This window comes from Cycloclasticus sp., assembly GCF_019090545.1.
In the GTDB taxonomy this organism is placed as follows: Bacteria; Pseudomonadota; Gammaproteobacteria; order Methylococcales; family Cycloclasticaceae; genus Cycloclasticus; species Cycloclasticus pugetii.
Genome location: NZ_JAHRVT010000041.1, coordinates 1 through 21001 on the forward strand (window position 1 = coordinate 1; position 21001 = coordinate 21001).

Annotated in this window: 19 protein-coding genes; 11 read left to right on the forward strand and 8 right to left on the reverse strand. The window is 42.5% G+C overall.

What is annotated here, in order from left to right; genetic code table 11:
* Positions 1 to 116 precede the first annotated feature (116 nt).
* Complete coding sequence (locus tag KUG63_RS10195; RefSeq protein WP_277642474.1) at positions 117 to 875, forward strand: NUDIX hydrolase; 759 nt, start codon at positions 117 to 119, stop codon at positions 873 to 875.
* 427 nt (positions 876 to 1302) lie between these two features.
* On the forward strand, positions 1303 to 2013 hold the full coding sequence (locus tag KUG63_RS10200) for a fatty acid desaturase (RefSeq protein WP_162789637.1): 711 nt from the start codon (positions 1303 to 1305) through the stop codon (positions 2011 to 2013).
* 82 nt (positions 2014 to 2095) lie between these two features.
* Here the strand turns inward: KUG63_RS10200 and KUG63_RS10205 are convergent, their stop codons facing one another.
* The 7 genes from KUG63_RS10205 to KUG63_RS10235 are packed head-to-tail and all read right to left on the reverse strand — an operon-like array spanning position 2096 to position 10404.
* A complete protein-coding gene (locus KUG63_RS10205) occupies positions 2096 to 2752 on the reverse strand; it encodes a 3-oxoacid CoA-transferase subunit B (protein ID WP_277642476.1) in 657 nt (218 codons plus the stop codon).
* A gap of 10 nt (positions 2753 to 2762) precedes the next feature.
* On the reverse strand, positions 2763 to 3464 hold the full coding sequence (locus KUG63_RS10210) for a CoA transferase subunit A (RefSeq protein WP_277642477.1): 702 nt from the start codon (positions 3462 to 3464) through the stop codon (positions 2763 to 2765).
* A gap of 36 nt (positions 3465 to 3500) precedes the next feature.
* Positions 3501 to 4400 (reverse strand): hydroxymethylglutaryl-CoA lyase, encoded by a 900-nt coding sequence (locus tag KUG63_RS10215; protein WP_287555187.1) that lies wholly within the window; start codon positions 4398 to 4400, stop codon positions 3501 to 3503.
* Positions 4401 to 4403: 3 nt separating this feature from the next.
* The gene (locus tag KUG63_RS10220) at positions 4404 to 6407 is read right to left on the reverse strand and encodes an acetyl/propionyl/methylcrotonyl-CoA carboxylase subunit alpha (protein WP_287555189.1); all 2004 of its coding nucleotides are present in this window, start codon (positions 6405 to 6407) and stop codon (positions 4404 to 4406) included.
* Between the two features lie 12 nt (positions 6408 to 6419).
* On the reverse strand, positions 6420 to 8027 hold the full coding sequence (locus tag KUG63_RS10225; RefSeq protein WP_287555192.1) for a carboxyl transferase domain-containing protein: 1608 nt from the start codon (positions 8025 to 8027) through the stop codon (positions 6420 to 6422).
* Positions 8028 to 8059: 32 nt separating this feature from the next.
* On the reverse strand, positions 8060 to 9241 hold the full coding sequence (locus tag KUG63_RS10230) for a thiolase family protein (protein ID WP_287555195.1): 1182 nt from the start codon (positions 9239 to 9241) through the stop codon (positions 8060 to 8062).
* Between the two features lie 2 nt (positions 9242 to 9243).
* Positions 9244 to 10404, reverse strand: coding sequence for an isovaleryl-CoA dehydrogenase (locus KUG63_RS10235; protein ID WP_016390185.1), 1161 nt, complete (start codon positions 10402 to 10404; stop codon positions 9244 to 9246).
* 133 nt (positions 10405 to 10537) lie between these two features.
* Between KUG63_RS10235 and KUG63_RS10240 the strand changes: the two genes are divergently transcribed.
* From KUG63_RS10240 to KUG63_RS10275, 8 genes are all read left to right on the forward strand, one after another.
* Entirely contained in the window at positions 10538 to 11155 is a 618-nt protein-coding gene (locus KUG63_RS10240) for a TetR/AcrR family transcriptional regulator (RefSeq protein WP_020932404.1), read from the forward strand.
* A complete protein-coding gene (locus tag KUG63_RS10245; protein ID WP_287555199.1) occupies positions 11145 to 11927 on the forward strand; it encodes a crotonase/enoyl-CoA hydratase family protein in 783 nt (260 codons plus the stop codon). The genes KUG63_RS10240 and KUG63_RS10245 overlap by 11 nt, the downstream gene beginning before the upstream one ends.
* 26 nt (positions 11928 to 11953) lie before the next feature.
* Positions 11954 to 13102, forward strand: coding sequence for an acyl-CoA dehydrogenase family protein (locus KUG63_RS10250; RefSeq protein WP_287555201.1), 1149 nt, complete (start codon positions 11954 to 11956; stop codon positions 13100 to 13102).
* A gap of 15 nt (positions 13103 to 13117) precedes the next feature.
* The gene (locus KUG63_RS10255) at positions 13118 to 13531 is read left to right on the forward strand and encodes a MaoC family dehydratase (RefSeq protein WP_020162220.1); all 414 of its coding nucleotides are present in this window, start codon (positions 13118 to 13120) and stop codon (positions 13529 to 13531) included.
* Between the two features lie 73 nt (positions 13532 to 13604).
* A complete protein-coding gene (locus KUG63_RS10260; RefSeq protein WP_016390189.1) occupies positions 13605 to 14936 on the forward strand; it encodes an acetyl-CoA hydrolase/transferase family protein in 1332 nt (443 codons plus the stop codon).
* Between the two features lie 26 nt (positions 14937 to 14962).
* The gene (locus tag KUG63_RS10265; protein ID WP_287555205.1) at positions 14963 to 15754 is read left to right on the forward strand and encodes an enoyl-CoA hydratase-related protein; all 792 of its coding nucleotides are present in this window, start codon (positions 14963 to 14965) and stop codon (positions 15752 to 15754) included.
* Between the two features lie 140 nt (positions 15755 to 15894).
* Complete coding sequence (locus tag KUG63_RS10270) at positions 15895 to 17991, forward strand: acetate--CoA ligase family protein (protein ID WP_287555207.1); 2097 nt, start codon at positions 15895 to 15897, stop codon at positions 17989 to 17991.
* 38 nt (positions 17992 to 18029) lie between these two features.
* Entirely contained in the window at positions 18030 to 19472 is a 1443-nt protein-coding gene (locus tag KUG63_RS10275) for an NAD-dependent succinate-semialdehyde dehydrogenase (protein WP_015006031.1), read from the forward strand.
* A gap of 10 nt (positions 19473 to 19482) precedes the next feature.
* Here the strand turns inward: KUG63_RS10275 and KUG63_RS10280 are convergent, their stop codons facing one another.
* Positions 19483 to 19677 carry a hypothetical protein gene (locus tag KUG63_RS10280; protein ID WP_015006030.1) on the reverse strand — a complete coding sequence of 65 codons (195 nt, stop codon included), beginning with the start codon at positions 19675 to 19677 and terminating at the stop codon, positions 19483 to 19485.
* A gap of 163 nt (positions 19678 to 19840) precedes the next feature.
* Here KUG63_RS10280 and KUG63_RS10285 point away from each other — a divergent pair, with 163 nt between their 5' ends.
* Complete coding sequence (locus KUG63_RS10285; protein WP_287555213.1) at positions 19841 to 21001, forward strand: acyl-CoA dehydrogenase family protein; 1161 nt, start codon at positions 19841 to 19843, stop codon at positions 20999 to 21001.

The window sequence follows — 21001 nt, forward strand, 5'->3', positions numbered from 1 at the left end:
CATCTTCTGTGTCCTCTATTTAAATAATAATACAGAAAATAACTCCTTAACTAACGGCTTTTACTGTCCTAATGAGCGGAACCGCTTCAATTAACCATTGAAAATAATAGGCTGAAATGATCAGAGAAGCTGCTGTACTAATCCTGTTAAGGGATACAAAAAAAGGCCCAGAAGTTTGTATGTTACGCCGGGTCGAAACAACAGGTTTTGCAGCAGGGGCTTATGTTTTTCCCGGCGGTGTCGTTGATGAGCAAGATAAACAGCTTAGGTTAAATAATAACCTTTGTTTTTATACAAATGACACTGATTTATCGATACACGCTTATAAAATAGCGGCTATTCGTGAAACCTTAGAGGAGGCGGGCATCCTTGCCGCTACGAGAAATGATGATATTCAGGTTAACGCAGCATTACGTCAAAAACTGCATAAAGGTTATGTGAGTTTTGAGAGCCTGTTAAGGGAGCACCGTGCATCGCTAGATTTAGACAGGGTTATTTTTTATGACCATTGGATAGCTCCCGATGGTACACCTAAGCGTTTTGATACACGTTTTTTTATAGCCAAAGGCTCAATGGGTCACCAAGTTAGTCATGACAATATAGAAACTGACTCGTCTTGCTGGGCGTTGCCTGAAGAGATTTTATCGCTTTATGAGCAAGGCGAGGTTAAGTTAATGCCAGTAACACATGTTCAACTTAAGCGCTTATCGACCTTTGAAAAAGTAAGTGATATTTTAGCGTTTTCTAAAAAACAGAATAATGTTCCAATCATTGAGCCGCTTCTAAACGTTGACGAAGCAGGCAAGCCAGTCTCCGTCACTATTCATTTGCCAGAAGGGGTTGTTGAATACTCTCTTTATAAGGCCAAAGCTTGAGGTTTAATTTGGAATAAAAATATATATTAGTTTTTGACTCGTCGTCACAAAACCTATATAGGGCATGGACCCAAACGATCATGCGCCGATAAGGAGTAGGCGAATAAGTGAAAAATTCTTAATAGAGTCTAACTAAGGCTTTGAAAATTTTGTTTTCTGCTGAAAAACTAAAGCCCATAGGGAAGTATTACTGAAGAAGTGAGGGGGGTAATATTTTTTGTTTATCCATTTCGTTAGGATACAATCTCTAATCTTTAGAGTTCATAGTGGGGACAGCATGTTTCAAAGTTTTTTCGATAAGCCTTATTTTATGTTGCAGTATTTTGCTGTTTGGGCAGCCTTATTAGGGGTTGCGATTTTCATACTTCTACCTTCGTATTCGGGGGGCTGGTTGATGCCCTTACTGGTGATAGGCTTAACATTAACGATGCGCTTTGATACTATGTTATTGGCTATTGTTCCTGCTGTTTTATTATCTCCAGAGCCATTAGAAACAACAGTTTTTCTGATAAGTTTATTGCCAATTACAGTTTCAATTGGTATTGCGGCTGCGGCTTTAGTACATAATACTAGTCACTCAATTCTTAAACCACGTTGGTTAAATACTTGTATAGGCGAATTAGCTAGTTTACTAGTGAGAACGAATTTTTTTGGTTGGAAAATGGTGCATTATTATCATCATAAACATGCGGATGATGTTGAGAATGACCCGCATTGTCCTAAAGGTAGAGCTTTTTGGCCATACGCAAATACTATGCAAAAAGCTACAGTTGATTACCTTGATGCAAAACATCTTGAATTGCATCACTTACCCAAACCAATTTATATTTTAACGATGGTTCTTGGGGCTCTTATATTTGTAGGTACTCCATTGTTTTGGTTACTTGTATTTGGGCCAACGCTATTTGCAGCAATCTGGATGCCTGTTTTTATTTCAGGGTGGTGGTTGTTCTTTGTCATTAATTATTACAATCACCCGTTTGATGAAAAGGGCGTTAGCACGCCAGTAAATCTTAATACCAAGGTCTGGCACAAATTAACCAATGTTGTGAGTTTTGGCACCCTTTATCACAAGAACCATCATGAGGATGCTAGTTTTTTTAACCCAAGTAAAAAGCCTGCTTCTGAATCAAATTAAAAGACGGCTAATACCTTATTTATTAACCCTTTCTAAACTAGTGTCATGTGAATTGTTTTAACTATTTTGCAGCTGATGTTTCTTAAAATGACATCTCTGGAACATAAGCCGGCACGACTAATCTACCGGCAGTTTTTTGCTTAATTTCTTCAACGCTGATACCCGGTGCTCGTTCTATTAAGTGAAAAGCGCCTTCTTTAATATCCATGACTGCTAAATCGGTCACGACGCGCTTAACACAAGCAGCGCCTGTTAAGGGTAATGTACAGTTTTCCAATAATTTGGAATTATCGCGTTTGTCTGCATGGCTCATGGTAACGATAATATTCTCGGCACCAGCGACTAAATCCATCGCACCGCCCATTCCTTTAACGAGTTTGCCTGGAATCATATAAGAGGCAATATTACCTTGTTGATCAACTTCAAAAGCCCCCAGTACGGTTAGATCCACATGGCCGCCTCGAATCATTGCAAAACTTTCTGCCGATGAGAAAATTGAGGCGCCTAAAGCCGCTGTCACGGTTTCTTTACCGGCATTGATTATATCAGCATCCACTTGCTCTTCGGTCGGGTAGGGGCCAATTCCCAGCAAGCCGTTTTCTGATTGTAGCATCACTTCAATATCACTAGGCACATAGTTAGCCACTAGGGTTGGAATACCAATACCAAGATTAACGTAGTAGCCATCTTTTAACTCTTGAGCCACACGCATGGCAATTTGGTCACGATTTAATGACATTTGAGGCTCCTTAATTTTTAGCTAGAGTGATTTTTTCAATACGTTTTTCGAAACGTCCTTGGATGATTCGGTCAACGTAAATACCGGGAGTATGAATATGGTTTGGGTCAAGCTCACCCACCTCAACAATTTCCTCAACTTCAACAACGGATATTTTGCCTGCGGTAGCCGCCATTGGGTTGAAATTCATTGCGGTATTACGGTAAATGAGGTTCCCCGTTTTGTCTGCTTTCCATGCTTTTACAATGGCAAAATCACCGCTAATACTTTCTTCTAAAATATAGTCTCGGCCATTAAACTGCTTAAGCTCTTTGCCTTCAGCAACAAGGGTTCCAACACCAGTCGCCGTATAAAAAGCAGGTATGCCAGCACCACCGGCACGCATTTTTTCAGCTAAGGTGCCTTGTGGGGTGAGTTCCACCTCAAGTTCACCAGATAGATATTGGCGTTCAAATTCTGCATTTTCACCTACATACGAGGAAACCATTTTTTTAATCTGCTTGTCTTCTAATAACATGCCTAGGCCAAAGTGATCGGTACCGCAGTTATTGGAGACGATAGTTAAACCCTTAACGCCGCTATGTTTAATTTCGCTGATCAAGCCCTCAGGAATGCCACAAAGCCCAAAACCACCGGCAATAATGGTCATATTATCTGCTAGTCCAGCCATTGCTTCTTGGTAGTTTGATACCACTTTGTTAAAACCACTCATGGTTTTACTCCTGTTTAATTTTTTTATGTATAAGGCTTATTGGTAGACTGCGCCAACTTTACTAAGATTAGGTCCAGCAATTTGCTCGCTAATGTAATGTCCAGCGGCGACTAATTTTTTTAAATCAATACCAGTTTCAATGCCCATGCCATGTAACATGTAAACAACATCTTCAGTTGAAACATTACCCGATGCGCCCGCGGCATAAGGGCAGCCACCTAGGCCAGCGACTGAGGCATCAATATTTGCCACTCCATACTCTAAACAGGCCAAAATGTTAGCTAATGCTTGCCCCCGCGTATCGTGGAAGTGCAGCGCTAGTTTTTCTGCTGGCACTGCTTTAATAACAGCCGCGATCATTTCACGTGCTTTGATGGGTGTTCCAATGCCTATGGTGTCGCCTAACGATACTTCATAACAACCCATATCAATCAGTGCTTTGGATACTCGAACAACCTCAGCAACAGCTACATCGCCTTCATAGGGACAGCCTAAAACGCAGGAGGTATAACCGCGAACGCGAACTCCCAAAGTAGCTGCTTTGAGCATGATGGGTTCGAAGCGTTCAAGCGATTGGGCAATACTACAATTGGTGTTTTTTTGGCTGAAGGTTTCTGAGGCGGCAGCAAAAATTGCGACCTCTTTAGCACCACTGTCAATCGCACGTTCAAACCCACGAAGGTTAGGAGTTAATGCGATATACGAAGTACCTTCTCTAGGCGGTAATTGTTGTAGAACAGCTTCTGCATCTGCCATTTGTGGCACCCATTTAGGGCTAACAAAGCTGGCTACTTCTATATGTTGAATGCCGGAATCACACAGTTTGTTTATTAAGGTAGTTTTAACCTCAGTGGGGACAGAGTTTTTAATATTTTGCAGGCCATCACGTGGTGAGACGTCTACAATTCTTACCTGGCTTGGATAATTGCGAAGCATGCTTTACGCCTGTTCCTTAAAAGTAATTAAGGTGGCATCTGCTTCTACAAAATCGTCCTCGCTATAAAATACTTGATCAATCTCACCATCAAAGGGTGCGTTTAAGGTATGTTCCATTTTCATCGCTTCAATAATGGCTAAGGGCTGACCTTCAAAAACGGCATCACCATTAGCTACTAAGACTTTCAATAACTTACCAGGCATTGGCGCAATAATGTTTGAATTAGCGCTCATTGTTGACAGGTCGGGTTCGAAAGGGTTCATTTCAGTTAGGGCGTACCAACGGTTTTTCCAAGAAATAAGCAGGCTTGTCTCGTGCCTTAAAACTATAAATCGCTCCCAGCTGTCATTAATTTGTAATCGGATGGCATCGTTAGCCAAGGATTCAGCAATAACATCTAGATCATCGTCTAGATGGAAAATAAAGTGTTCATCATTCTCGGTCACTTTAATTTCTATCTCATCGGTTTCCTCATAGTTAAAAAATAGGCTGCGCTGGCTTTGCCCATTGGGTCGCCAACCAGTGGTATCAAACCAAGGCGAATTACCATCAACTGATGTGGCTGCCATTTCCTTAACTAATTGCTTACCCTCAAGAAGACGCTTTACTGTTGCGGCAAGTAAGACATTGTCTGGTAGTTCCACCTCGCTATCTGCAAGAAGCCTGTTTAACTTTTTATCAATGTATTGAGTATCAATCTTGTTTTCAATAAAGTCTGGGTGTGTTGCCAATGTTCCTAAGAAGGCAATATTGTTTTCAACACCAATAATGCCGGTTTCGCCTAAGGCATTTAATAAACGTTTACGTGCTGTTTCGCGGTCTTCTCCCCAAACCACTAATTTTGCGATCATTGGGTCATAAAACACACTGATGCTGTCGCCTTGTTCTACCCCGGTTTCAATGCGCAGATTTTTATCGCTTGTGGGGAAACGTAAATGCTGAAGTTTGCCGGTGGATGGTAGAAATTGATTGTTAGGGTTTTCAGCATAGAGGCGTGCCTCAAACGAATGGCCTGTACGCGGGATTTGCTCTTGTTTTAAGGGAAGGGCTTGACCAGCGGCAACACGAATTTGCCATTCAACCAAGTCTTGCCCGCTGACCATTTCGGTCACAGGGTGTTCTACTTGAAGGCGTGTGTTCATTTCCATAAAGTAAAAAGAACGGTCTTCACCGACGATGAACTCGATAGTGCCAGCGCCCGAATAACGAATAGCACGTGCCGCATTAACTGCAGCAATACCCATGGCTTGACGTGTTTTTTCGTCTAAGAAGGGCGAGGGAGTTTCTTCAATAATTTTTTGATGACGACGTTGTAAGGAACATTCGCGTTCATGTAAATGTACGTAGTTTTCATGGCAGTCACCAAATATTTGGAACTCTATATGACGAGGCTTGCTGATATAGCGTTCGAGTAAGACACGGTCATCAGCAAAGGCATTCATCGCTTCACGTTTTACTGAGTCTAGCAATTTAGCAAACTCAGCGGCTTTGTTAACAACACGCATGCCTTTACCACCACCGCCAGACACCGCTTTTATTAATAAGGGGAAGCCTACTTTTTCAGCTTGTTTTTGCAAGTGTTCTGGTGCTTGATTTTCACCATGATAACCAGGCACAACCGGCACATTGGCAGCTTCCATAAGCACTTTTGCTGCATCTTTAGCGCCCATTTTTTCAATACAGTCAGCGGAGGGGCCAATAAAGGTAATTTTCGCCTCTAGGCAGGCACGTGCAAAGTGGCTGTTTTCAGATAAAAAACCATAGCCAGGATGAATCGCATCAATGTTTTTCTTTTTAGCGAGTGCCAGTAAGTCATCCGCTTTTAGGTAAGATTCATCTGGCCTTGAAGCACCAATATAATAAGCCTCATCAGATAGCGTTACATGGCGTGCATGACGGTCGGCGTCTGAATAAACAGCCACACTGGTGATGCCCATTTTTTTAAGTGTGGAGATCACCCGACAAGCGATTTCACCACGGTTTGCTATGAGTATTTTTTTAAACATTCGATCAACTCTCTACATTCTAAAAACGCCGAAATTGGCTTTTTCTATTGGCGTTTTAGCGGCTACAGCGAGTGATAGGCCGAGAATTCGGCGAGTATCTCGTGGGTCGATTAAGCCATCGTCCCAAAGTCTAGCGGTAGCAAAATAGGGGTTACCTTGCTCTTCAAATTGAGCCAAGATAGGTGCTTTGAAGTTTTCTTCCTCTTCATCAGCCCAGCTCTCGCCAGCAGCTTCAAGTGCATCACGTTTAACTGTTGCCAGTACCGCGGCTGCTTGCTCGCCACCCATGGTTGAAATACGAGAATTTGGCCAACTCCAAAGCATACGTGCGCCAAACGCACGGCCACACATGCCGTAGTTACCGGCGCCATAGGAGCCACCAATTAACACGGTGAACTTTGGCACACTAGCGCAAGACACAGCGGTGACCATTTTGGCACCATTTTTTGCGATACCTTCTTCTTCGTATTTTTTACCGACCATAAAGCCAGTAATATTTTGTAAAAATAGAAGTGGAATGCCACGTTGATTGCACAACTCAATAAAATGCGTGCCTTTCAGTGCTGAGGGTGAAAATAAAATACCATTATTGGCGATAATGCCAACAGGGTAGCCGTGGATATGGGCAAAACCACACACTAGCGTTGGGCCATACAGCGGTTTAAATTCTTGGAATTCAGAACCATCTACTAAGCGGGCAATAATTTCGCGTATGTCGTACGGTTGTTTTGGGTCTTTAGGAATAATGCCTAAAATATCGTCACTTGGATATAAGGGCTCGCGAGACTGACGAACTTTTACCTGCAGCTCTTTGGTTTCGTTGAGGTGCTCAATAACGTTACGTGCAATAGAAAGGGCATGTGAGTCATCTTCAGCAATATGGTCGGTAACGCCCGATTGCTTACAGTGTAGCTCTGCGCCGCCTAGCTCTTCAGAAGACACTTGTTCACCGGTAGCGGCTTTCACTAAAGGTGGCCCACCTAAAAAGATAGTGCCTTGTTCGCGAACAATAATAGACTCGTCACACAGTGATGGGATATAAGCACCGCCAGCGGTACAGGAGCCCATTACCACGGCAATTTGCGGAATGCCATCAGCAGACATTCGTGTTTGGTTATAAAAGAAACGGCCAAAATGTTCTTTGCCGGGGAATACTTCGTGCTGTAGAGGTAAAAAGGCACCACCAGAGTCAACCAAGTAAATACAGGGTAGGTGGTTTTCAGCGGCAATTTCTTGTGCTCGTAGGTGCTTGGTGACGGTCAGTGGGTAATAAGTACCACCTTTAACCGTGGCGTCATTCGCAATAATCATTACTTCGCCACCGTGGATGCGGCCAATACCGGTAATGATGCCTGCTGCCGGTGCGGCATTATCATACATGCTATAAGCGGCTAACTGCGATAGCTCTAAAAAAGCACTGCCTGGGTCCAGTAAGGCTTTAATCCGATCCCTTGGTAGCAGTTTATTGCGAGCTAAATGTTTTTTACGTGCACGTTCGCCGCCACCTTTGGCAGCGCTAGTGATGCGTTCGTTAAGTTCATCAACCAGCGATTCCATTTGAATCGTGTTTGCTTTGAAATCAGCAGATGCTGGTTCAATTTTTGATTTAATGACCGGCATTGTTTACCTTAATAATTTTTAAGTGCTCAGGGTTAAATTATTTCAATCGCCATTGCAGTGGCTTCGCCGCCGCCAATACATAACGTGGCGACCCCTTTAGTCAGTTGCCTAGCTTTTAATGCGTGAATTAATGTGACTAGAACGCGCGCGCCTGATGCACCAATCGGGTGACCTAAGGCGCATGCACCACCATTAACATTCACTTTTTCAGGGTCTAAATTAAGCGTTTCAATGGCTGCCATGGTGACTACAGCAAAGGCTTCATTTATTTCAAATAAATCAACATCGTTAATAGCCCAACCAGTTTTTTCTAATACTTTTTGAATAGCAACAATAGGCGCGGTGCTGAACCAATCAGGATCTTGTGCATGTACTGCTTGCGCGGTGATGGTTGCTAGTGCTTGCAGGCCTTGTTTGCGCGCTTCATCTGCATCCATTAATACCAAGGCAGCCGCACCATCAGAAATAGACGAGGCATTGGCGGCGGTAACCGTGCCATCTTTTTTAAAAGCAGGACGTAGTGTTTTGATTTTGTTAAGGTCGGCCTTAGCCGGTTGTTCATCAGTTGCATAGCGCGTTTCAGCTTTGCGATTTTTAACGACAACCGGTGTTATTTCAGACTCAAAAGCCGTTGATTGAGTCGCTGCATTAGCTCGCTGTAATGAGGTAATGGCAAAATCATCTTGTTGTTCACGCGTGAAGCCGTATTTTTCTGCGGACAGTTCAGCAAATGAACCCATTAATTTGCCATGTTTAACATCTTGCAGGCCATCGTGAAACATATGATCAATCATTTCGCTGTGGCCCATTTTAAGGCCCCCACGTAGTTTGGTTGAAAGGTAGGGGGCGTTAGTCATCGATTCCATGCCACCTGCGACCACGCAGTTAGCATCGCCCGCTAATATTTGGTTGTAGCCGTACATCACCGCTTGCATGCCAGATCCACACATTTTGTTAACAGTATTACAAGGCACCGATAGCGGTAGACCTGCTTTTAATGAGGCTTGCCGCGCGGGTGCTTGGCCTTGTCCAGCAGGTAATACGCAGCCCATATGTACGCTGTCTACTTGAGTGGGTTCAATATGGTTATCTTCGATAGCGGCGCTTATTGCGTAACTGCCAAGGTCTGATGCGCTAAGCGAGGAAAATTGGCCTTGAAAACTACCTAAAGCCGTTCGTTTGGCGGCAACAATAACAACGCTTTTTTTATTCATATCTATTTTGTATCTTCAAATAATTCACGGCCAATTAACATCCGACGAATTTCGTTGGTACCGGCGCCAATATCATAAAGTTTGGCGTCTCGTAGTAAACGGCCAGTAGGGAACTCATTAATATAACCATTACCGCCTAACGTTTGGATGCCTTCTAATGCAACTTTTACAGCATTTTCTGAAGCAAATAGTAAAAGCCCAGCAGCATCTTTACGTGAATCATTGCCTTTGTCATATTGTTCAGCCACACGATAAGCAAAAGCTCGCGTTGATTGAAGAGCAACGTACATATCGGCCATTTTTCCTTGCATTAGCTCAAACAGGCCAATAGGTTTACCAAATTGCTTCCGTTCATGAATATACGGTAAGCAAATATCCATGGTGGCTTGCATAATGCCGATAGGGCCACCGGATAACACCATGCGCTCGGTATTAAGGCCGCTCATTAGAACTTTAACCCCTTCGTTAACGTTGCCAAGTACATTTTCTTCAGGAATTTCGCAGTTTTCAAAAACCAATTCACAGGTATTAGAGCCACGCATACCAAGCTTATCTAGTTTTTGTGCGGTTGAAAAACCAGGCATGCTCTTTTCTACAATAAAAGCAGTCATGCAGCGTGAACCGGCTTCTGGCCCAGCAGTGCGCATATAAACAATTAATACGTCAGCATCGGGGCCATTGGTAATCCACATTTTGTTACCGTTGGCGACCCATTTATCACCCTTTTTTTCGGCTTTACAACTCATTGAACCGACGACATCTGAACCTGCCCCGGGTTCAGACATAGCTAAAGCGCCAATATATTCACCCGTACAGAGTTTAGGTAAATATTTATATCGTTGTTCCTCACTACCATTTAGGTAAAGGTTGTTTAAGCAAAGGTTTGAATTAGCGCCGTAAGATAAACCGATAGAGGCAGAGGCTCTTGATATTTCTTCCATGACGACAAGGTGTGATAGGTAATTTAGCCCAGTTCCACCGTATTCTTCAGGAATAGTCATGCCTAATAAACCCATGTCCCCAAAGGCACGCCAAAGTTGATTTGGAAATTCATTGTCTTTATCAACAGATTCAGCGAGTGGGGCGATTTCACCGTCTGCAAACTTACGTACAGCCTCACGTAACGCATCCACTTCATCATTAATTTGAACATTAAAAGTCATTGGATTTCCTTGTGTTTATTTGAGTTATTGTATATTGCGTTTGCCGGATCATATCACTATACTCATTCTAACGCTAATTAGAATCTAATCTACATTAGATTTAAATTATGGCTTCATCAAAGGGGTGGATTCAGTGACAAATACAATAAAAAAAAGCTCCGTTACCCGTCAGTTAATTTTAGATGCAGCGGCTAAAAAATTAAGTCAGCATGGCTATCATGGAACTTATTTAAAAGATATTGCAGAATCAATAAACATGCAGGCAGGGAGTTTGTATTATCACTTCAACTCAAAAGAAGCCTTAGTGCAGGAAGTACTTAATAAAAGTGTCCATCTGATCCGAGATATTGTTGAATACGAAGTAGAACAGTTGGCTAAGGCGCCTTCTTTTCCTGACTTGTTACGGGCTGCTATTCGGGGGCATTTAATCGCTATCTTGCGGCACTCGGACTATACCTTAGCCAGTATTAGAAATTATGGGCAAGTGCCAGAAACCGTTCATAATGCGGCACAACCTGACCGTGATGCTTATGAGAATTTTTGGCGTGATTTATTCGAGCAAGCTGAAAAAGATGGTGTTATACGTACAGGGGTAGATAAGCATTTATTGCGTCTTGCCATTTTCGGGAGTATGAATTGGGCAAGTATTTGGTATGTTGATAGTGGCGCAAGCGTGGAAGCAATTGCACAATCACAAGCTGATTTGTTTCTTAATGGTTGTTATGTAGATGGAGAGCACCGTGCAGTATAAAAATATAATTATGGATATTGATGATAGAGGGGTGGCTTATGTGACCTTCAATCGACCAATCGTACACAATGCTATGAGTGCTGATTTTATCCAAGAGATGCAACATATTTGTGCCACTGTGGACTTGGATGCTGCTGTTCGTGTGGTTGTTTTAACGGGAGCAGGTAAAACATTTTGTGCCGGCGGTGATTTAAAGTGGATGGAAAGCAATATCAGTAAAACAAGAGCGCAACGTGTAGAAGAAACTAGCAAACTTGCAAAAATGTTAGCGGCTTTAAACAACTTAAGTAAACCTATAATAGGCCGTATTCAGGGCCCTGCTTATGGTGGTGGTGTTGGTATGGTGTCGGTGTGCGATATTAGTATCGGCGTTGAGACAGCAAAATTTGCCTTAACAGAAGTGAAATTGGGGCTGACCCCCGCGACTATTTCACCGTATGTCGTTAAACGAATTGGTGCAGCAAATGCACGCAGAAACTTTTTAAACGCAAGAGTGTTTGGTGCGACGGAAGCAAAAACAATCGGCCTTTTAACAGATGTTGTAACAGTTGCTGAACTAGATCAAGCGATAGAAACAGAAGTAAAAATGATTTTAAAGTGCGCGCCTGGAGCGATTGCCTCGACTAAAAAACTCATTGACTATGTAGATACCCATACAGCAGAAGAAAATGCTATTTACACGGCCGATAATTTGGCGGATGCCTGGGAAACAGAAGAAGGTAAAGAAGGCATAGAAGCCTTTTTAAATAAACGCAAAGCAAGCTGGGCTTAAGTTTTTAGTCTTAGGAGTGGTATTGAATGAATTCTATTTATTTTTCTGAAGAACATACGATTTTACGCGATCAGATTCGACGATTTGTTGAACAAAAGGTAGTGCCTGTTGCTGATGAATGGGAAGAAAAAGGCTATATCCCGAGAGAAATTTTACAGCAAATGGGTGATTTAGGCTTTCTGGGTATTCGTTATTCAACTGACTATGGTGGTAGTGAAATGGATGCTTTGGGGTCTGTTATTTTGGCTGAAGAACTTGGTCGCTCAACCTTTGGCGGTTTAGCAGTGACGGTGTTAGTACATACAGATATGGCGTCCCCTCATTTAGATAATTTTGGTAATAAACAGCAATTAAATAAATACATGAGCGAGATTATCTCTGGACAAAAAATTACCGGTGTTGCGGTAACAGAACCGGATGTTGGCTCTGATGTTGCTGCGATGAAAACCCGTGCAGTAAAAGACGGTAATGACTATGTGATAAACGGTTCAAAAATGTTTATTACCAATGGCGTACACGGTGATTTGTTTTTTGTTGCTGCTAAAACAGATATGGATGTCAAACCGTCGCGCGGCATTACTATATTTGCGGTTGAAAAAGGCACCCCGGGGTTTAGTGTTGGTAAAAACCTTAAAAAAATGGGTTGGTTATCGTCAGATACTGCGGAGTTAATTTTTGATAATTGTCGCGTGCCAGCAGACAATATAATCGGCGAGCTTAATAAAGGCTTTTATTCCATTATGCGTAATTTCCAAAACGAACGCCTTGTGTTAGGTGCCCAGTCAATGGGCGAGGCTTCTAAAGCGCTTGAGCTAACAATGGACTATGTGACAACACGTAAAGCATTCGGTGGTGTGCTATTTGATAAACAAGCGATACGTCAGCGCTTAGCCGCATTGGCGGCGCGTGTTGAGGCGGGTAAGCAACTTGTTTATCATTCTGCTTGGTTAGATGCACAAGGGCTTGATTGCATAAAAGAAGTCTCTATGGTGAAAGCCTACTGCGGTGAACTGGTGAATGAAGTCATGTATGACTGTCTTCAATTTCATGGTGGCTTTGGCTATGTTCGTGAAAGTGCAATAGAAAGAATGTATCGTGATGCTCGTATTCAAGCCATTGCCGGCGGTGCTACTGAGGTAATGCTCGAAGAAGTTTCAAAAAGAATGATTAATTAAATAAAAGGAATAAAAATGTCAGAAGGGTTTAGTGTTGAAGAAATGAAGGTGGGGCAGTCTGCCTCTATGAGCAAAACAGTGACGGAAGCAGATATTATTTTATTTGCCGGTATTACGGGTGATTTTAACCCCGCTCATATTGATGAAGAATATGCCAAACAAAGCATGTTTAAAGGACGAATTGCTCATGGCATGCTGTCAGCAGGTTTTATTAGTGCAACATTAGCGATGAAATTGCCTGGGCCGGGCAGTATTTATTTAGGCCAAAATATGAAGTTTAAAGCACCGGTTAAAATTGGCGATACGGTTAAAACGAAGGTCACCATTACTGATATTAATATCGATAAGAAAATTGTTAAATTAGATACGGTATGTATGGTTGGAGAGACAAAAGTAGTTATTGGTGATTGTGCAATGATGAAACCATAGTTTTTTGAGTACGAAGCGTACTCGGTAAAACATTATAAAAATAATATAGAGATAGTTAGGCTTGGGGGGATACATGCCAGTACAACAAATGCTTCAGGAAAAAATGGTGAGCGTTAGCGAAGCGGTAGCGTTAGTTAACAGTGGCGACACCATTGATTATGGGTTTAGTGTTACGCAATCAGATATATTTGATACTGAGTTAGCCAAACAGAAAGATCGATTAAAAGATGTGATTGTTAGAGGTACATTGTCGGTCGCTGCTAGGCAAATTATTGAACAGGACCCAGATCAACAGCACTTTGAATATCAAAATTGGCATTTTTCTGGCTACGATAGAAAAAAATCTGAGCAAGGAGTGGTTAGTTATATCCCCTTTAATTTTGGAGAAGGCCCTCATATCTATCGCGAATATTTAAAAACAGATGTGTTGGTATTAAAAACATCGCCGATGGATCAGCATGGTTATTTTAATTTTGGTGTTTCCAACACATTTGCACGAGCGTGTTGTGATATAGCGAAAAAAATTATCATAGAAACATCTAGCGCCATTCCTGTTTGTTACGGTAATGAAAACACCGTTCATATCAGCGAGGTAGCGGCTGTTTTTCAAGGTGATAGTGCGCCATTATTTGAGTTACCAAGCGCACCTATTAGCGATATTGACCGTCAAGTCGCTGATTATATTGTGCCACTGATAAAGGATAGAAGTTGCTTGCAAATTGGCATTGGTGGAATGCCAAATGCGGTATGTTCTGCTTTAGCACATTCAACTATCAAAGACCTCGGGATTCATACGGAGATGTTTGTTGATGGGATGGTAGATCTGGTTGAAAAAGGAAAAGTAACAGGGAACTACAAGCAAACTTATCGTGGTCAAATTGTCTATACCTTTGCGTTGGGTTCCAAAAGAACGTATGACTTTATTCATAAAAATGCATTGTGTGTCAGCATTCCTGTGGATGAAACAAACCTGACGAACAAAATTGCACAAAATGACAATGTGATTTCTATTAACAACTGTTTGCAAGTGGATTTAACCGGTCAAGTGGCCTCAGAGAGTAATGGTCATCGGCAAATTTCAGGTACTGGGGGGCAGTTGCAATTTGTTCGAGGGGCAGTGGCTTCTAAAGGCGGGAAGTCGTTTATCTGCCTTTCATCTAGGTTTATGGATAAAGAAGGCCGACCTCGCTCTAGAATTGTGCCCGGGCTAGAAGAGGGGACCGTCGTGACGACACCTAGGTCGGATACGATGTATGTTGTGACCGAATTTGGTATTGTTAATTTGAAAGGTAAAAGCATCAGTGAAAGAGCATTAGCACTGATCAGCATTGCGCACCCCGATGACCGTGAAAGCTTGTTACAGCAAGCCCGTGACAGTGGCATTGTGTCACGTCGTTATTGCTAGCCTGCAGCCATCAAGTGGATAAAAAATTGAGCTATAAAACAGTTAAATTAGAAATAAATAATAAAATTGCAACGGTGACGTTAAATGACCCTGCCTCACGTAACGCGATTACGGACCCTACGTTATTAGAAGAAGTTAAAACGGTTTTTATGGGTATTCAAGATAACCCAGCTGTATCGGTTTGTATTTTGACCGGTGAAGGTAAAGGGTTTTCCTCGGGTGGTAATGTTAAAGACATGCTCAATCGAGAAAAAATGTTTGCAGGTGATCAGTTGGCGGTGCAAAACAATTATCGCAAAGGCATTCATAGTTTATCTAAATTACTGTACTCCATTGAAATACCGATTATTGCAGCTGTTAATGGTGCGGCGGCCGGGGCAGGTTTTGATATGGCCTTATTATGCGACATTAGAATTGCCTCGGAACGAGCCAGTTTTTGCTCTTCATTTTTAAATTTAGCCGTTATTCCTGGCGATGGTGCCTGCTGGTTGTTACGTAAAACCGTAGGTGCACAAAAGGCAGCAGAATTAATTTTGACGGGCAAAACAGTGGCTGCCCAAGAGGCCTTGGAAATGGGGCTTTTATTAAAGCTAGTTGAACATGACCAACTGATGACAGCCGCAACAGAACTGGCAAGCAATATTGCAGAAAAATCACGCGAAACACTCGTGGTCACTAAACGATTACTAAGATCAACCGATAGCTTAAGTTATGCCGATCACTTGGATCTTTGTTCAGCAAATCAAGCGATGTTTCACCATACCGCTGAGCACCAAGCAGCGTTAGAAAATTTTTTCAATAAAAAATCTAATAAATAACAATAAATAGTTTATTTAACTTACTGTTTATATTGGTTTAATTTAAATAAATTTTTGTCGTAATTTTTAAATGAGACGGTTAGTTTTTTTTAAAGAGCGCGCGATAAATTGTGGTGTTGAATACATTAAGGAGCAGGTTTATGAGTTTAAAAGCACTATTTGAACCGAAATCAGTGGCGGTTATTGGCGCCTCATCTAACCCTGCGCGAATCGGTGGGCGACCGCTAGACTATTATTTAAAGGCTGGTTTTAAAGGACGTATTTATCCTGTCAACCCGAAAAGAACGGAGATTCAAGGCTTAAAAGCATACCCTAATATCACATCGATTCCCGACCAGGTTGATTTAGCGGTACTAGCTATTTCAGCTAATTTGGTGGCCGAGGCTTTAACAGCGTGTGGCGATAAGGGCGTTAAGGCAGTGGTGCTTTTTTCCGCTGGCTTTTCTGAACAAGGTGAGGCGGGTGATTTATTACAAGTTCAACTGGACCACATTGTGCAGCGTTATGGTATGCGCATTCTTGGACCTAATTGTTTAGGTTTATACAATGGAGATGCCGGAAACTGTCCTACCTTTACCTCTGGTTTGGAAGGGGGCTTTCCAATCAACGGACGCGTTGGCCTGATTACTCAATCGGGCGCATACGGCACACATTTGTTGACGATGGCCAAAACTTGGCGTTTAGGGGTTTCAAAATGGGTATCCACCGGTAATGAATCAGATTTGACGGTGGCCGAGTGTCTGGAATATTTGATCGATTCAGAGACAGTTGATGTCGTTGGTTGTTATATGGAAGGGGTTAAAAAGCCAAAAGTATTGATTCGCGCGCTTGAAAAAGCGCGTGTTAAAGGTAAAGCGATTGTTATTATGAAGGTCGGCGTATCCGAGGTTGGTTCAAAGGCGGTTCAATCGCATACAGCATCGTTAACAGGCTCCGATGCAAGCTTCCAAGCACTAATTGATCAATACGGTGCGCAACGTGCGAAAACAACCGAGCAAATGTTTGATATCCTCTACGCCTTCAGTATTTCGCCACCTGCCTATGGTAATAAATTAGGTATTTTAACGGTATCAGGTGGTGCAGGGGTACTAATGGCAGACGCCGCCGAGGAAGTCGGTCTTCCTGTGCCGCCAATGCCTATAGAGGCACAAAAAAAGCTTATTGCGAGAAATCCGTTATGTGCACCGCGCAACCCAATTGATGTCACCGGTAGTGCGCTTAATGACTTTTCCTTAGTGGGTGAAAGTTTAGCGGCCATGTGCGAAGAAGGCCATTATGACTTGTTGGTTGCATTTTTTACCTCATGGGTCGGCTCACCAGCACATGGAGATAAGCTTTTTGATGCCCTAGATACGGGTATGAAAACGCATAAAAAACCATTTGCTGTGATTGGTCAGTCAAGCGAAAGCATTAAAGAAAAATATGAATCTGCGGGGATGATGTTCTTTGAAGACCCCTCAAGAGCAATTGCGGCCTTATCAGTATTAGCCAAGTTTAATACGGCCTTTCAAACAGTTAATGAAGATCAAAGTGTATTACCCTCTATTCCAATAACCGAGTGGCCGGCAGGAAAAATTAGTGAAGCGCAGGCCAAACGATTGATACAACAAGCGGGTATCCCTGTATTAAAAGAAAAGGTTGCTAGCACTGCAGAAGAGGCAGTTCTATGTGCTAAAGAGCTTGGCTTTCCTGTCGCCATTAAAATTCTTTCAGCCGATATTGCACATAAATCCGAAGCCGGAGGTGTCGCACTTGATCTGCTAAACGAGCAATCTGTGCGCACAGCTGCACATTCAATGTTTAAAACGGTGGCTGAACGTGAACCGACGGCCAATATCGAAGGACTTCTGGTGAGCCCAATGATTAAAGAGGGCGTTGATTTTATTGTTGGTACGCAACAGGATCCTACAATTGGGCCGATTATCATGGTTGGCCTCGGGGGTATTTATACAGAAGTTTTAAAAGACCTTAGTTTGTCGTTAGCACCGGTTACGCCAAACAAAGCTTTATCAATGTTGACATCATTACGTGGTGCGGCCATTTTTCAAGGAGCCCGTGGCCAAGCTGTGATCAATATACAAGCAGTTGCTGAGGTGGTGAGTCGATTGTCTGTATTGGCGGTGCAAAAAACTGAGACGGTCGCAAGTATTGAGATTAACCCCCTACGTGCGATGGCTGATAAAGTAGTCGCTTTAGATGCGCTCGTCCTTCGTATGGATGAGGCAAGGCATTATTAAAGTTATTGAACACTAAAATAATTATTTGGAGAACAAACATGCAAGACAATGACTATACACAACCTGCTTTGTTTATTGATGGTGAGTGGGTAACACAAACCAGTCGCTATGGTGAGGTACTAAACCCAGCGACAGATGAAGTATTAGCTAAATTTCCTATCGCAGATGAAGAGCAGATTGAGCGTGCACTTGCTTCGTCTGAAGCCGCTTTTGAACAATGGCGTAAAACAAGTTATGACGAACGAATTGAAATTATGCACCGTGCCGCAGCGATTCTTCGTGAAAATGCTGAGCACACCGCACGTTGTATGACGATGGAGCATGGAAAACCGCTTGCAGATTCAAAAGGCGAGGTAGAAAATTGCGCATGTCTATTGGAATGGTGTTCTACGGCAGCTGCGGACCATGATGACCGCACCTTGCCTGAGTTAAATGGTTTTGTAGACAGAACCGTGCGTAAAGAGCCAATAGGTCCTGTGGCGGCGTTTCCTGCATGGAATTTTCCAGCCTCATTAGCAACGCGTAAAATGGCCTCAGCGATAGCTGTCGGTTGTTCGGTTATTGTTAAACCCGCAAAAGAAACCCCAGTTTCATTTATGGCGGTAGTTGATGCACTTGATAAGGCAGGTTTACCGAAAGGTGTGGTTAACATACTTATGGGTGATTCTTCGCTGATTAGCAAAAAACTAATTGAATCACCGGTTATTAAAAAAATATCGTTCACCGGTTCAACACCTGTCGGTCAAAAACTGGCTGCGTTAGCCGGAGATCAGGCAAAACCCTGTGTGATGGAACTGGGTGGTCATGCGCCCGTATTGGTTTTTGATGATGCGAAGTTAGACAAAGCAATTGATTTATCAGTAACGACTAAAAGCCGTAACTCAGGACAAGTGTGCATTTCTCCGACACGGTTTTTTGTGCAAGAGGCTGTATACGATAAATTTTTAACAGGTTTTACAGAAAAATTTGCAGCACTTCGGATTGGTAATGGTTTGGATAACGATACTCAAATGGGGCCTTTGGCAAACCCACGTAGAATTGCTGAAATAGATGATTTGGTTCAAGATGCCGTGAGTAAAGGTGCGCGCTTAATGACGGGTGGTAAACGTCTTGATCGTCCAGGAAATTTTTATGAAGCGACGGTATTGGCCGATGTGCCAGCAACAGCAAGAATAATGCAAGAAGAGCCTTTTGGCCCGATTGCAATTATTAATAAATTTAGCAGCTATGATGAAGCGATTGAAAAAGCCAACAATACTGATTTTGCACTGGCTTCATATGCATTTAGTGGCTCGCAAGAAACCATTGATAAGCTGGGTAACGATTTAGATTCGGGCAAAGTGGGTATTAATGGTTACCCAGTTGTTTTTCTAGACTCACCACTCGGCGGACGGCGTCAATCAGGCTATGGAAGTGAAGGTGGCTATGAGGGATTGGATGCCTATAGAATTGTAAAATTTGTTAGTCAAAGTGCTATTTAGCTGAATGTTGCTAAGCATACCGTTCGACGGCGTTTAAAACCTCTAGTGCTTGCGCGAGTCCCTGTGTTTTTACACAGGGACTCGCGCTTAATAAAAAACCGCTGTCATAAACGTCGATAATCTGTGTAATCATCAATGGATTAGTGGTGTGTTGCGCTATTAACTCATAACGTATATCTGCAAATTTAATTGTTTCGTTTGGCATCGAAGTCTTTCTGCAATAGAAGGTTATCCCTTCGACCCTGCCAAAAATAAGTATTGATCTAACTCACTAATATCTAAAATGTATTGCAGTATTTAACCTAACTGTTGTTAGTTTGATATTTTTCTGTTTATACTGAACAACCCAATAATAAAAATAATTAACTATGTTGTTTAACCATGAACATGCCATGTTACGTGACTCGGTATCAACTTTTGTTGAGCGTCAAATTGCCCCGTTTGTTGATGAATGGGAAGAAGCCGGTATTTTTCCTGCTCATGAGTTATTTAAAAAGATGGGAGACGCAGGACTTCTCGGCATTAATAAGGCAGAAAAATGGGGAGGCTTAGGATTAGATTATTCCTATTCCTTAGTGTTTGCCGAAGAAATAGGGCGAATTAACTGCTCGGGAATTTCAACAGCCATTGGTGTACAAACAGATATGAGCACACCTGCATTGGCAAATTATGGCAGTGATGAATTAAGACGTAATTTTCTGGTTCCAGCAATCAAAGGGGAATCAGTTGGCTGTATTGGTGTGAGTGAAGAAGGTGCGGGTTCAGATGTGGCCTCAATTAAAACGCAAGCACGCCGTATTGGTAACGAATACGTTATTAATGGCAGTAAGATGTGGATTACCACTTCAACGCAAGCTGATTGGGTCTGTTTGTTATGTAATACCGGTGGCGATAAGGGGCCCCATAAAAATAAATCGCTAATCATTGTGCCACTGGATGCTAAAGGCGTAACGCGTGGTAAACGCCTAAAAAAACTAGGTGCGCATAGCTCGGACACCGCACCATTATTCTTTGATGATGTACGAGTGCCGGTTACTAACCGTATCGGTGAGGAGGGGCGCGGCTTCATATATCAAATGAAACAGTTTCAAGAAGAACGTTTTTTTGCGATGTCTAAATACCTGAGTCAAGTTCAAGATGCGGTAGATATTACGATTGAATATACAAAGCAGCGTAAAGCATTTGGTAAACCGTTAATTGCTAATCAAGATATTTATTTTAAATTAGCAGAAATGCAAACCGATATTCAGGCTGTTCGCGCGCTTATCTACCATGCTTGTGAAAAGTATATCAACGGCGAAGATGTCGATATGCTCACCTCAATGGCTAAATTTAAAGTTGGCCAATTAGGACAAACCATACCCTCGGCCTGCCTGCAATACTGGGGTGGGCAAGGTTTTATGTGGGATAACTTAATTAGCCGTATTTTTCGTGATACGCGCTTTTGTTCAATCGGTGGGGGAGCAAACGAAGTGATGCTTGAAATTGTTTCAAAGCGGATGGGTATTCACCCATCATCACTAAGCTAA